Below are 13,134 nucleotides of genomic sequence, written 5' to 3'. Positions count from 1 at the left end.
CAGTTCTGGGGCCAGTGTCTTAGGTGGGAAATGCCCCGCGGTCAAATGGCCTGCGCAGCGGAAAGCTGCTGCTGCCGCTCCTTGAAAGCCCGGGCGGCAACGGACAACCCGCCATCGGCTCCATCCACGAAATGCACATGCTGGCGTCCGGCCATGTCGGAGACGAGGCAGGTCATCAGGGCGGTGTCTGACTGATGCAGGCCAAAGATGATGCGCCCGGCCGCGAACTCTGCCTCCAGAAACGCCTTGAGGCCGCTGATCTGGGTTTCGCTGAGGTCCAGAACCAGCCGCAACGTGTCGTCGAACTTGCGGTAGTCGGTGTTGGTCAGCATGTCCTGCATGTATTCTGCAGGCTTCAGCGGCCCCATGGCCCAGCCGGTCCAGCGGGAAAAGCGTACAGCGGCGATGCCGAAAAGGATCTTCAGTATCTGCTTCAGCCTGACTTTGCCGCCGCCGAGCAGCCTGGCTTCCCGGGTCAGAGTGTCCGGGGCTGTACGCAGGGACAGGTTTTCCGGCGTGACGGGTGCCTCCGGCATTTGTGTGGCCTGCGGGTCGCTGCCCGTTGCCTGGCGCAGGCCACTCATCAGGGCCTTGAGCGCAGCCGGATTGCTCGTCGATGCAGGCCTTACCATCAGGCTGACCATCTGCCCATTGCGGGAGGGCAGGGGCTCCCAGCGGCAGGAAAAGCCGGTGAGATCAGGATCGGAAGGCGCGTCGACGCCTGTCAGAAAGGGGCGCACAGCCTCTGTGTCCTTCAGGATGCTGTCGGCGAGCTGCAATCCATCACCCGCAAACATCGCCAGATAATTGCCTGGGCTCAGCTCGAACTTGCGCACAAGCACATCAGCGCCCCGCCTGCGCAACTCGCTGACGGGGATGAGTGCCGTGCGAAGGTTCAGCGAAAAGACCTGTTCCGCCAGCAGAGCCACACCAGCGAGAGCCCCGGCCGCCACGGCCCGCGCTTCCGGTGGCACCAGCACCGTTGCGCCGTCCCCGCCAAAGACGAAGGGGACCTGATCGACGCCCAGCTTGTTGGTGAGGGCGGAAATCACCGCCACGCCCACCATGTTCACATCCTTGTAACGCCCGGCGGCGATGGCTGCCGTGGATTGCATGATATCGGCGATGCAAACGATCCAGTCACCGGGAACCGGGGCGTAGCCGCCTGCGTCAGCAATGCCGGCAAACTCTGTGAAGGCCGGCAGGCTGGCATAAAAACTCGCGGGATTGCCGGATCCTGAAACGGTTTTCATGATCGTGCCACACCTTCCTCCGGTGATATCCGGATCCTGCCAAGAAAACGCCTTCAGTTTCCCTTACAGGTTTGCTTAAAGTCGTTCCATTGCTTCGCGTGCTGACATAGGCAGGTCAGCGGCTGCGGGCAAGGATTGGACGGCCAGACCTTCGGATGCCAGACACGATGGGCACCCGCCGATAGACCGGAGTTGAGAATGAAGCATGTGCGTGCAGGTTTGATCGCCCTTGGCCTGATGGGGCTTGTGAGCACGGCAGCTATGGCTGACGAGGCAACCGGCGAGATCGCGCAGGTGAATGTGGATGCGGCAACCATCACCATGACCGACGGATCGACTTACACCTTCCCGGTGGACTTCTTTGTCGATGACATCAAGCCGGGTCAGAAGGTGCGCGTCTTTTATGACGTCGAGGATGGCAAGCGGAAGCTCTACGACCTGCAGATCGAGGGCTGAGGCCCTCTCAGATCAGGCTGAGATTTCCGTCTTTCCACAGATAGACAACATCCTGAGGCACATCGAGCTTCGGGATCCCTGCGGGCTCGATGTCTTCCAGCAGCCCGCGCAGCACGCGGATGACACCGCCATGGATGACGGAGACCGACGGCTCCGTCTGTTCCGCCAGCCAGCCGCTGATTCTGCTGTGACAGCATGGCATAGCTTTCCCCTGTGGCGGCACGAAGCCCCACTTGTCCGCACGGCGCTGGGCGACAAGATGCGGGTCGCTCACCGCCAGCTCCTCAAGGGTGCGGCCTTCCCACTCCCCAAATGTGATTTCCTTGACGCGCGGCTCCAGCTCATAGCCCCCCGGAGGCAGGCCCATGGCCTCGCGCATCAGGTCCATGGTCTCGCGGGTGCGGTCGAGGGGAGAGGCGATGAAGCGCAGGGATGCGGGATCAATGCCTTCATGCTGCAGAAAAGAAGCCAGTGCACGGCCATTGCGGCGGGCCTGGCCTCGGCCGGTATCATTGAGCGGAATGTCTTTCTGACCCTGCATCCGGCCTTCCGCATTCCAGTCGGTCTGGCCGTGGCGGATGAAGATGAGCAGTTTGGAGACTTGCAGCTTCATGCGGAGTGTTCCGGTCTCGGTGAGGTCGGCCATGACATCTCTTTCGGGAAGATACGCAGCGGGCGGGGCACTGGATGCTGCTGTGCGAGAATGCCATGTGTTTGTAAACAAGGCATGTGTCCACCGGAAGAAGCCTTGGTAAATTTTGCGGTACTGTACCGTCTGCGCACCAAAGAAAAAGGGCACCCGGTGGGATGCCCTTTCAGTCAAGCTTCAGGTGCTGGACCCAAGATCACTCTTTGACCACCGAAATGTCCGGTGCGTCCACGGCCTTCATGCCGACGACATGGTAGCCGCAGTCCACGTGCTGGACTTCGCCGGTCACGCCACGGCCGAGGTCCGACAGGAGGAACAGGGCGGCATCGCCAACTTCCTCGATGGTGACCGTGCGGCGCAGCGGAGCGTTGTATTCGTTCCACTTCAGAATGTAGCGGAAGTCGCCAATGCCCGAGGCGGCAAGCGTCTTGATCGGACCTGCCGAAATCGCGTTGACGCGGATGTTCTGCGGGCCGAGGTCTGCTGCCAGATACTTGACGCTGGCTTCAAGGGCTGCCTTGGCAACGCCCATGACGTTGTAATGCGGCATCACCTTTTCGGCGCCGTAGTAGGTCAGTGTCAGCACGGAGCCGCCACCGGTCATCAGCTTTTCGGCGCGCTGGGTGACAGCGGTGAGCGAATAGACCGAAATGTCCATGGTGCGGGCAAAGTTGCCCGGCGTGGTGTCTACGTAGCGGCCAGTCAGCTCTTCCTTATCGGAGAAGGCGATGGCGTGGACGAGAAAGTCGAGCTTGCCCCAGGTCTTTTCCAGATGGGCGAACACGTCGTCAATGCTGGCTGCGTCGGTGACGTCACAATGACCGGCAACAATGGCGCCCAGTTGTTCGGCCAGCGGCTCGACGCGCTTCTTCAGGGCTTCGCCCTGATAGGTGAGGGCGATTTCTGCGCCTGCATCCGAGAGGGCCTTGGCGATACCCCAGGCAATCGACCGGTTGTTGGCAACGCCCATCACGAGGCCGCGTTTGCCTTTCATCAGTCCGTGCGTTTCCGCCATGTTTTTCTCCAGATGACTTCCTTAACCGTCTGCCCGGCGGGCTGGCTTCCTATGGCACACGCGGTTGCCCGCTTCAAGTCATCTGCCACGCCTGTGGCAAAGCTCCGGCTGGACCGGCGGGCCGCGATATGATAGCGGCGCGCTGTCGTCAGTTTTGCCCCCTGCCGGGGCCGGACCTTCAGGGAGCCCGTCATGGCCGATACTGCCCACGCCGCCCGTTTTGCCGAAATCATCGGCGCTGCCAATGTTCTGACTGCTGCCTCGGATAAGGCGCCATACCTCGTAGAGTGGCGCGATCTTTATCAGGGGTGACCCCGATGGTGCTGCGCCCCGGCTCGACAGCGGAGGTCAGCGCGGTGCTGCGCTACGCCGACGAGCAGGGTCTCAAAATCGTCCCTCAGGGTGGCAACACGGGCCTCGTCGGCGGCCAGATCCCGCAGGAATCCGGGGATGAGATCGTCCTCTCGCTCGGCCGCCTCAACAAGGTGCGCAACGTCGATCCGGACGGTTTCACCATCACTGTCGAGTCCGGCGTTGTTCTGGAAGCCCTTCAGCGCGAGGCAGAGAAGGTCGACCGTCTGTTCCCGCTTTCGCTCGGCGCACAGGGCTCCTGCCAGGTCGGCGGCAACCTTTCGACCAACGCTGGCGGCACCGCAGTGCTCGCCTATGGCAACAGCCGCGATCTGGTTCTGGGCCTCGAAGTGGTGATGGCAAACGGCGACGTCTGGAATGGTCTTCGCGCCCTGCGCAAGGACAATACCGGTTATGATCTGAAACAATTATTTATCGGCGCAGAGGGCACTCTGGGGGTCATCACGGCTGCGACGCTGAAGCTTTTCCCAAGCCGAAGAAGCTGGAAGCCGCCTTCGTTGGTTTGGCGAGCCCGGAAGATGCGTTGCAGCTCTTTTCGCTCGCCAAGGGGCAGGCCGGACCGATTCTCACCGGCTTTGAGATCATGCCGCGTGTCGGCCTTGAGTTCTGCCTGCGCCACCTCAATGGCGCCCGCGATCCGTTGTCTGGCAGTCATCCCTGGTACGTGCTGATGGAACTCTCCTCTGGCACCGAAGCCTTCCCGGTGCGCGATCTGCTGGAGTCCATTCTGGGTGAGGCCTTCGAGAAGGGTGTCGTCGAGGACGCCGCCTTTGCCGAGAGCCTGCAGCAGGTGAACGATTTCTGGCACATCCGCCACGGCATGTCGGAAGTGCAGCGCGCCGAAGGCGGTTCGATCAAGCATGACGTGTCTGTGCCGGTCGCTTCGATCCCGGCTTTCCTCAACAAGGCCATTGCCGCTGTTGAAGCCATGGTTCCCGGCTGCCGCCCGGTGCCTTTCGGTCATCTGGGCGACGGCAACATTCACTTCAACGTCAGCCAGCCCATCGGCGCCGACAAGGAAGCCTATATCGCGCGCTGGGATGAGATGAACGAACTGGTCCACGGCATCGTGCACGAGTTCAACGGCTCCATCTCTGCCGAACACGGCATCGGCCGCCTGAAGCGCGATCTGATGAAGCAGGTGAAGAGCGAGCTGGAACTCGATCTCATGCAGCGCATCAAGACCGCCTTCGACCCGAAGAACACGCTCAACCCAGGACGTGTGCTGTAAGGTAAAATGAGTGGGGCTGGCCTGTGGTTTATGACACAGGCCAGCCGCCTTCAGACAGGCCTGAGGTGGCTGCACGCCTCCCTCTCTCCGTTCCCCCTCAAATCCCCTTCAGCGTTTCCCGGGCGATGATGAGACGCTGGATTTCGCTGGTGCCTTCGTAGATCGTCGTGATTCGGGCATCGCGGGCATAGCGCTCCAGCGGGTAGTCCTTGATGTAACCGGCGCCGCCGTGCAGCTGCAGAGCCGTGTAGGTGGCTTTCTGCGCTGCTTCCGAGGCGAAGAGCTTGGCCATGGAGGCCTCGCGTGCGAAGGGGCGGCCCTGATCCTTAAGCCATGAGGCCTGCAGGATGAGAAGGCGGGCGGCTTCCAGTTCGGTTTCCCGGTCGGCGATCATCCACTGGATGCCCTGCATGTCAGAGAGCGGCGCGCCGAACTGATGGCGCTCCTTCACATAGGCCTTGGCCGCATTCATGGCGGCGCGGGCGATGCCCAGCGACAAGGCGGCGATGCCGATGCGCCCGCCTGCGAGTTCTCCCACCGCGACACGGAAACCCTGATTTTCCTGTCCCATCAGGGCAGAGGCGGGAACCCGGCAGTCCTGAAACAGAACCTCGTTGGTGGCTGAGCCTGTCTGGCCCATCTTCTTTTCTGCCTTGCCGATGATGAGCCCCGGCGTGCCGGCCTCGACGAGGAAGCAGGAAATGCCCTTGCCCTTCGGCGCGGCAGGATCGGTGACGGCCCAGACGACGAAAATGCCCGCGTATTCGGCAGAGGTTATGTAGAGCTTGGCTCCATTGAGGATGTAGTTGTCCCCATCCTTTACGGCGCGGGTCTTCATGCCGGCGGGGTCGGAGCCTGCGCCTGCTTCCGTCAGACAGAAGCCGCCGGCCGCATAGGTGCCATCGGTCAGCTTGGGCAGATAGGCGGCGCGCTGCGCTTCGTTGCCGACTGCCTGGATCACCTCTCCCACCATGTTTGTCACCGACACGGTAACGCCGGTGGAGGCGCAAGCCTGGCCCAGAGCCTCGACGGAGAGCGCAAAGGCCAGCGTACCCGCTTCCGTGCCGCCGTAGTCGGCTCGCACATTGAGGCCCATGAAGCCATTTTCGGCCAGAACCTTCAGGTTCTCCAGAAACGCCTCGCGTCCGCCGCCGTGATCGAGCGTTTCGGCCAACGGCGCAAGCCGGTCAGCCGCCAGTTTGCGGGCGGTTTCGGCGATGAGGTTCTGTTCCTCGGTCAGGTCGAAATGCATGGCTTGGCTGCTCCCGCAATGAGGCCGGATCTTGCGGGCACGCTAGCGAAGGGGGCTCTGCTGTCCATTGCGGGGGTGCCCTCCAAAGGGCTGAGCCTCCCGCGAAAATCGGGCCGATCCTTGCCTTCAGAACAGGCTGCCCTGGCTGGATGCTGGTGCGTCCGGCTTCGATGCGGCAGTCCTGGCTGCGCGGGGCTTCTTTGCGGGCGGCAAGGAGGTGCCGCTGGACGAGGACGTGGCAGGGCCGTCACCCTCCACCACTTCGGCGGCGATCTGACCGCCTGCCAATTCGATGGAAAGCAAGGTGCCTGCCGGTGCGTCTGCGGGATTGCGCAGTGGCTGGCCGTCGGCGGCGCGCACCAGCGCATAGCCACGTGACAGCACATCCTTGTAGGACAGGGACTTCAGCAGCTTGGACAACCCGTCGAGCCGGGCACGGCGTTCCTGCGTCAGCTGCTGGCCGGTGCGGTCCAGCCGGGTGGACAGCATGCCAGCCCGCTCCTGTCCCAGCCGGATCTGGCGGGTCAGTGGCGCTGGCGTCAGGCGGCCCGACACAGCATTGAGCCTCTGCGCCTGGGCGGCGATGGCAACGGTGAGGGCACGGGCAAGCCGCTCTTCCAGACCCGTCAGCCGGTCGCGGGCCTGCGTGGTGCGGCGGGCCAGCGTCAGCGGTGTGAGCAGGGCCTCGGCGCGCATCAAACGGGTGCGGTGGGCACGGGTGTTGACGGAAAGACCCCGCTCCAGATTGCTGGCGGCAAAGTCAAAACGCTGGCGCGGCAGAGCCAGAAGATCACGCGGGGCGGGCAGGGCGGCAGCGGCAGCGCGCAGTTCCGTCCGGCGGCTGGCCACCAGCCGCAAGAGCCCGGCGGAGAGGCGCCGGTTCAGGTCATTGAGCGAGGCCAGAAGCTCCGCCTTCACCGGCACTGCGATTTCGGCAGCGCCCGTGGGCGTCGGCGCGCGCAGGTCTGCGGCCAAATCAATCAGCGTCCAGTCGGTTTCGTGGCCGACAGCAGAGATCAGCGGGATCGCGCTTTCAGCAGCAGCACGTACGACAGCTTCGTCGTTGAAGCCCCAAAGATCCTCAAGGCTGCCGCCGCCGCGGGCAACGATGATCAGATCCGGCCTTGGAATGGCCCCGCCCTCGGGCAAGGCGTTGAAGCCACGGATGCCGTTGGCGACTTCCGCCCCGCAGGTTTCGCCCTGCACGCGCACCGGCCAGACCAGCACATGCAGCGGAAACCGGTCGGAAATGCGGTGGAGGATGTCGCGGATCACGGCGCCGGTGGGTGAAGTGACGACGCCGATGACACGCGGCAGGGTCGGCAGCGGCCTTTGCGCTCGGGCGCGAACAGGCCCTCGGCGGCGAGCTTGCGCTTGCGCTCTTCCAGCAGCGCCATGAGCGCACCGGCGCCTGCCGGTTCCAGCGCATCAATGACCATCTGGTACTTGGACTGGCCGGGAAAGGTGGTGACTTTGCCGGTGGCAATCACTTCCAGCCCCTGTTCGGGCTGGATCTTCAGCTTGGATACGGCCCCCTTCCAGATGACGGCGGAGAGAACCGACCGGTCATCCTTGAGGTCAAGATAGATATGACCGGAGCCGGGCCGCGAGATCCGGCCCAACTCACCACGAACCCGCACATAGCCGAAAGCATCCTCAAGCGTGCGCTTGATGGAAAAAGAGATATCGGAAACCGTGAATTCGGCGATGTTGGAATTCGAGGAAGCTTCGGTCACGCCACTTGTCCTGCCAGTTGGCGGTAAGGTGGACGGACGGGCAGCCGGGGTCAAGAGTGCGGGGCGTCCTGCTCCAGATTGCCTGTGAATGCGGCCGGAGGATGGGCCAGAAGCTCGGAAAGGCGGTCAAGCCGCTGAAGTATTTCCTCTTCGGAAAAGGGGCAGACGGAAAACATCATCAGCTGCCAGACGCCCTCGATCGCGAGGAACGCAATTTCTGCAAGTTCCGGCGTTTCGCAGGTCGCACGGATCTCGCGGACGAGGCTGACGTGATGCGCCTTGACCGGGGCCAGCAGCTCAGGCTCTTCGGCAATGGCGGCAAGCATTCCTGCGGGCGGTTCGCTCAAAGGGCAGACGTCCCGCGCCACGGCAATCAGATAGGCCCGCATCAGGGCGTTGGGCTTGTTGTCGCGCGATGTTTCCTCGAAAGCCTCGCTGACCGACTTGCTGACCATCGCCATGTGCCGCTCGACCATGGCGCGCAGGAGTTCGGATTTGGACTTGAAGTGATAGAGCAGCCCGCCCTTTGAGACGCCAGCTCTTTCGGCAACAGCCTCAAGCGACAGCTTCCGGGCACTTTCTGCGTAGACGAGTTCCACGGCCGCATCAATGAGCCGCTCCCGTGTCGCTTCCCGCTTTGCCTGCCTTGAACCCTGTTGCATTTCAGTCACATTTACCGCCGATGTTCGTCATTTTCCGCAATGCGTCATCTTGACTTTACCGTCCGGACGGTAAAGTTTGCAAGCCAATGAGCGTGAATGGGGGATTGCCCTTATAAAGAGTGATCGAAAATCTCTCGCTCCAACGATACTATCCGCGGCGAAACCCTGCAGGAAACTGCGGGGGCAGTCGCATTAGAAAGCGGCCGGTTCGCCGCATGACCGGGAAACAGATGAAACGTTTCATTATCGGGCTTATTGCCATTGCGATCGTAGGTGGCCTTGCATATGGCGCCTGGTGGTTCGACAACTTCCGCGCCAGCATGATTCAGGCGTTCTTCGCGCAGCCGCGTCCGCCGATCACCGTTTCGGCGCTGACCGTCGAGCCGGAGCGGGTCGAGCCCGTGATCCAGTCCATCGGCACCATTCGCGCACGCCAGGGTGTGGATGTTCCTGCCAGAACGTCGGGCATCATCAAGGAAATCCTGTTCACCTCCAACCAGGACGTGGAAAAGGGTCAGCTGCTGGTGCAGCTCGATGATGAGACCGAACAGGCAGACATGATTGCTGCCAAGGCGAACGAAGCCCGCGATGCACAGGCCCTGAGCCGTGCATCGGCACTGAACACCCGTGGTTTCAGCTCCACCTCCGAGCTGGACAATGCCACGGCTGCGCTGGATGCCTCCCGCTCGCAGGTTGAACGTGTGCAGGCAGCCATCAATCTGAAAAAGATCGTTGCGCCTTTCTCCGGCACCATCGGTATTGCCAAGGTGGATGAGGGCCAGTTCCTGCAGGCTGGTACCGCGATTGCCACGCTTCAGGATCTGAAGGTCATGAAGGTGGACTTCACAATCCCCGAACAGCAGCTGCCGCTTGTCAGCATTGGGCAGGAAATCAAGGCAGGCCTGACGGAAGGTGAGTTCAGCCATCGCGGCAAGATCACCGGTATCGATCCCAAGATCGACCCGCAGTCGCGCCTGGTCTCTCTTCAGGCGGAAGTGGACAACTCGGAAGGCCTGCTGCGTCCCGGCCAGTTTGCCTTTGTCGATGTCGTGCTGCCGGCCGAGGAGAACGTTATTGCCCTGCCGCAAACCGCAGTGGTGCAGAGCCTCTATGGCACTTACGTCTTCCGCGTCGTTGATGCCAAGCCCGAGGAAGGTGCTGCCGCTGACGCGCCGAAGAAGCAGATCGTCGAGCAGGTATTTGTCACCGCAGGCCGCCGCTTCGGCACCCAGATCGAAGTCAGCAAGGGCGTTTCCGCCGGCGATGTCATCGTAAATGCCGGGCAGAACAAGCTTGCTGCCGGCAACAGCGTGACCATCGACAATACGATCATGCCTGATGCCACGGGCATGACGACCGGAGAGTAAGAATGAATTTCTCCGAAATCTTCATCAGGCGGCCAGTGCTGGCAATAGTGGTCAACGTGTTGATCCTATTGATGGGCGCGCAGGGCATCCTGAACATGACCATCCGCCAGTACCCGAAGATCGACGAAACGGTGATCACCGTTTCGACGGCCTTCGTTGGTGCCAGTGCGGATCTCATCCAGGGCTTCATCACCACGCCCATCGCCAAGGCCGTCGCCTCGGCGGAAAACGTGGACTATGTGTCGTCCAAGAGTACGCTCGGCGTGTCGACCGTCACGGTCAACATGAAGCTGAATTCTGACCCGGATAAGGCGCTGACGGAGGTCATCTCCAAGGTGCAGCAGGTGCGCGGGCAGTTGCCCACGGAGGCCGAAGATCCGGTCATCCAGAAAGGCACCGGCCAGTCCTTCGCCATCATGTACCTGACGGTGCTGTCGGATGTGATGTCGCCGCAGGAAATCACCGAGTTCACCTCGCGCGTGATCCAGCCGCAGCTGTCCATCGTTGAAGGTGTGGCGGATGCGCAGATCCTGGGTGAGCAGACCTTCTCGATGCGCATCTGGATCGATCCCATCAAGCTCGCCGCCCGCAACGTGACGGCAGCAGAAGTGCTTTCGGCCATCCAGAGCGCAAACTTCCTGTCGGCTCCCGGCAAGACGGAAAACGAATACGTCGCCTATCAGATCGAGACGAAGACCACGCTGCAGACCCCGGAAGCCTTCGGTGCCCTGCCGGTGCGCTCTGATGGCATCGATGTGGTGCGCCTGCGTGACGTGGCCCGCACCGAACTCGGCTCGAAGAGCACCGATGTGCGCGTGTCCTTCAACGGCCAGGGCGGTATCTTCCTCGGCATCATGCCGACGCCGTCCGCCAACCCGCTCGACACGGCACAGGGCATCCGCGATGCACTGCCCAAGCTGCAGGAAAACCTGCCTGAGGGCATGTCGGTCGTGATCACCTATGACTCGACCCAGTTCATCAGCGCCTCGATTGAGGAAGTGTTCAAGACCATCGGCGAGGCCGTGATCATCGTGATTCTGGTGATCCTGCTGTTCCTCGGGTCCTTCCGCTCGGTGATTATTCCGATTGTGACCATCCCTCTGTCGCTCATCGGTGTGTGTTTCTTCCTCTGGGCGCTGGGCTATTCGCTCAACACCCTGACGCTGCTGGCCATGGTGCTTGCGATCGGTCTCGTGGTGGATGACGCCATCGTGGTGGTGGAGAATATTCACCGGCATCTGGAGGAGGGCCTCAAGCCCATCCCGGCGGCAATCATCGGCATGAAGGAAATCTTCGGGCCGGTGGTGGCGATGACGATCACGCTGGGTGCCGTGTATGCTCCCATCGGTTTTGCGCAGGGGCTGACCGGCGCACTGTTCCGCGAGTTCGCCTTCACGCTGGCCGGAGCCGTGTTCATTTCCGGCTTCGTTGCGGTCACTCTGTCGCCGATGATGTCATCGCGGCTACTGACGGCAGAACAGAGCCGCTTCCAGAAATTCGTGGACCGGATTTTCTCCCGGCTCACGATCTGGTACGGGCGCCGCCTCAAGGCCTCGTTCAACTACAAGCCGGTGACCCTTATCGTTGTCATCGGCCTGATGGGCCTGACGGGCTTCATGTTCACGCGGATTTCCTCGGAACTGGCCCCGGAAGAGGATCAGGGTGCGCTGTTCTCGCTTGTGACAGCTCCGCAATACGCGACATCCGACTACACCCAGCTCTATACGAACCAGTTCTATGAACTGACTGATAATGCGCCGGGCGTGGATACGCGGTTCCAGATCGTCGGTTTTGGCGGCACCAACAGCGCGTTTGCAATCTGGGTGCTGAAGCCTTGGGGCGAGCGGGAACAGTCGCAGAAGGAGATCCAGCAGATCGTGCAGGCCGGCCTGCAGAAGTCCGCGGGCGTTGAAGCCTTCGTCTTTGCGCCGGAATCTCTTCCAGGTGGCGGCGGCGGCTTGCCGATCCAGTACGTCCTTCAGACCACCGGCTCTGCCGAACAGGTTTATGAAGTGGCGGACAAGGTGAAGCAGCGTGCCATTGCCTCGGGCAAGTTCATCGTGGTGCAGAACTCGATGTCCTTCGAGAAGCCCCGGACCACGGTGACCATTGACCGCGACCGTGCGGCCGCTCTGGGTGTGCCGGTTTCGACCATCGGTCAGACCCTCAACATCCTTGTCGGTGATGCCCAGGTTGCCAAGTTCGACCGTGATGGCCGCGCTTACGAGATCATCCCGCAGGTCGCCAAGCAGTTCCGTATGAACCCCGAAAAGCTGGCGGAACTCTATGTCCGCTCGGCGAGCGGATCGATGGTGCCGCTTTCTTCCGTGGTGAAGATCGAGACCAACGCAACGGCCGTGGCCGAAGAGCAGTTCAATCAGCTCTATTCGGCAACCCTGTCAGCCCTGCCCATGCCGGGCGTGACCACGGGTGACGGCCTTGCGACCCTGCAGCAGATTGCCCGTGAGGAAATGCCGGAAGGCTTCTTCGAGGACTATGCTGGCCAGTCGCGCCTTGAGGTGAACGAAGGGAACACCATCATCATGGCCTTTGGCCTCGCGGTGATTGTGATCTACCTCGTGCTCGCAGCTCAGTTCGAAAGCTTCCGCGATCCGTTCATCATCATGATGTCGGTGCCGCTGTCGATTTTCGGAGCCGTGGTGCCACTGTTCATGGGAGCGGGAACGCTCAACATCTACACGCAGGTGGGCATGATCACGCTTGTGGGCCTCATCACCAAGCATGGCATTCTCATGGTTGAGTTTGCCAATGCCCAGCGTGAGGCGCACGGCCTGAGCAAGCATGAGGCAATCATCGAAGCTGCACGTGAGCGCCTGCGCCCAATCCTCATGACCACTGGCGCCATGGTGCTGGGCGTGCTTCCGCTTGTCATGTCGGAAGGTGCCGGTGCCGCTGCCCGCTACTCGATCGGTCTGGTGATCAGCACAGGTCTTGCGGTCGGCACGCTCTTCACCCTGTTCGTTGTGCCGATGTTCTACATGTACATCGGTCACGCCGATCACAAGAAGACGGACGAGGACGACGAGGTGCCGGCAGGCCATGGCAACGCCCATGGCGCAGGCGAGGGACCGGCTACGGCCTGATATGAGCCTAAGGCTTGAATGATTGAACGCCGCCCCC

8 protein-coding genes and 2 pseudogenes are annotated in these 13,134 nt (G+C 61.9%); 4 read left to right on the top strand and 6 right to left on the bottom strand.

Annotated features, from left to right (window positions below):
- Window positions 1-41 precede the first annotated feature (41 nt).
- On the bottom strand, window positions 42-1,253 hold the full coding sequence (locus ACQB61_RS15105) for a DUF3095 domain-containing protein (RefSeq protein WP_430513284.1): 1,212 nt from the start codon (window positions 1,251-1,253) through the stop codon (window positions 42-44).
- A 198-nt stretch (window positions 1,254-1,451) separates the two neighbouring features.
- Between ACQB61_RS15105 and ACQB61_RS15100 the strand changes: the two genes are divergently transcribed.
- A complete protein-coding gene (locus ACQB61_RS15100) occupies window positions 1,452-1,709 on the top strand; it encodes a DUF1344 domain-containing protein (protein ID WP_430513283.1) in 258 nt (85 codons plus the stop codon).
- Window positions 1,710-1,716: 7 nt separating this feature from the next.
- Here ACQB61_RS15100 and ACQB61_RS15095 read toward each other — a convergent pair whose 3' ends face one another.
- Window positions 1,717-2,355, bottom strand: coding sequence for a histidine phosphatase family protein (locus ACQB61_RS15095; RefSeq protein ID WP_430513282.1), 639 nt, complete (start codon window positions 2,353-2,355; stop codon window positions 1,717-1,719).
- A gap of 199 nt (window positions 2,356-2,554) precedes the next feature.
- Window positions 2,555-3,373, bottom strand: coding sequence for an enoyl-ACP reductase FabI (gene fabI / locus ACQB61_RS15090; protein WP_430513281.1), 819 nt, complete (start codon window positions 3,371-3,373; stop codon window positions 2,555-2,557).
- A 192-nt stretch (window positions 3,374-3,565) separates the two neighbouring features.
- Here fabI and ACQB61_RS15085 point away from each other — a divergent pair.
- Window positions 3,566-4,976: pseudogene (locus ACQB61_RS15085) on the top strand (FAD-binding oxidoreductase).
- Between the two features lie 97 nt (window positions 4,977-5,073).
- Here ACQB61_RS15085 and ACQB61_RS15080 read toward each other — a convergent pair.
- From ACQB61_RS15080 to ACQB61_RS15070, 3 genes and pseudogenes are all read right to left on the bottom strand, one after another.
- Window positions 5,074-6,228 (bottom strand): acyl-CoA dehydrogenase family protein, encoded by a 1,155-nt coding sequence (locus tag ACQB61_RS15080; protein ID WP_430513280.1) that lies wholly within the window; start codon window positions 6,226-6,228, stop codon window positions 5,074-5,076.
- 126 nt (window positions 6,229-6,354) lie between these two features.
- Window positions 6,355-7,964: pseudogene (gene xseA, locus ACQB61_RS15075) on the bottom strand (exodeoxyribonuclease VII large subunit).
- A gap of 50 nt (window positions 7,965-8,014) precedes the next feature.
- Window positions 8,015-8,626 (bottom strand): TetR/AcrR family transcriptional regulator, encoded by a 612-nt coding sequence (locus ACQB61_RS15070; protein WP_430513279.1) that lies wholly within the window; start codon window positions 8,624-8,626, stop codon window positions 8,015-8,017.
- A 230-nt stretch (window positions 8,627-8,856) separates the two neighbouring features.
- Here ACQB61_RS15070 and ACQB61_RS15065 point away from each other — a divergent pair, with 230 nt between their 5' ends.
- Together ACQB61_RS15065 and ACQB61_RS15060 are read left to right on the top strand one after the other, a co-directional pair.
- On the top strand, window positions 8,857-9,993 hold the full coding sequence (locus tag ACQB61_RS15065) for an efflux RND transporter periplasmic adaptor subunit (protein ID WP_430513278.1): 1,137 nt from the start codon (window positions 8,857-8,859) through the stop codon (window positions 9,991-9,993).
- Window positions 9,994-9,995: 2 nt separating this feature from the next.
- On the top strand, window positions 9,996-13,097 hold the full coding sequence (locus ACQB61_RS15060) for an efflux RND transporter permease subunit (protein ID WP_430513277.1): 3,102 nt from the start codon (window positions 9,996-9,998) through the stop codon (window positions 13,095-13,097).
- Window positions 13,098-13,134: the final 37 nt, after the last annotated feature.

This window comes from Pannonibacter phragmitetus, assembly GCF_050510895.1.
In the GTDB taxonomy this organism is placed as follows: Bacteria; Pseudomonadota; Alphaproteobacteria; order Rhizobiales; family Stappiaceae; genus Pannonibacter; species Pannonibacter phragmitetus_B.
The sequence above is the reverse complement of the archived record's forward strand: the minus strand, read 5'-3'. Positions and strand labels throughout refer to the sequence as shown.

Coding starts and splice junctions, on each gene's coding strand:
- ACQB61_RS15105 (WP_430513284.1), bottom strand. CDS start 1,253: ATGAAAACCGTTTCAGGATCCGGCAATCCCGCGAGTTTTTATGCCAGC.
- ACQB61_RS15100 (WP_430513283.1), top strand. CDS start 1,452: ATGAAGCATGTGCGTGCAGGTTTGATCGCCCTTGGCCTGATGGGGCTT.
- ACQB61_RS15095 (WP_430513282.1), bottom strand. CDS start 2,355: ATGGCCGACCTCACCGAGACCGGAACACTCCGCATGAAGCTGCAAGTC.
- fabI (WP_430513281.1), bottom strand. CDS start 3,373: ATGGCGGAAACGCACGGACTGATGAAAGGCAAACGCGGCCTCGTGATG.
- ACQB61_RS15080 (WP_430513280.1), bottom strand. CDS start 6,228: ATGCATTTCGACCTGACCGAGGAACAGAACCTCATCGCCGAAACCGCC.
- ACQB61_RS15070 (WP_430513279.1), bottom strand. CDS start 8,626: ATGCAACAGGGTTCAAGGCAGGCAAAGCGGGAAGCGACACGGGAGCGG.
- ACQB61_RS15065 (WP_430513278.1), top strand. CDS start 8,857: ATGAAACGTTTCATTATCGGGCTTATTGCCATTGCGATCGTAGGTGGC.
- ACQB61_RS15060 (WP_430513277.1), top strand. CDS start 9,996: ATGAATTTCTCCGAAATCTTCATCAGGCGGCCAGTGCTGGCAATAGTG.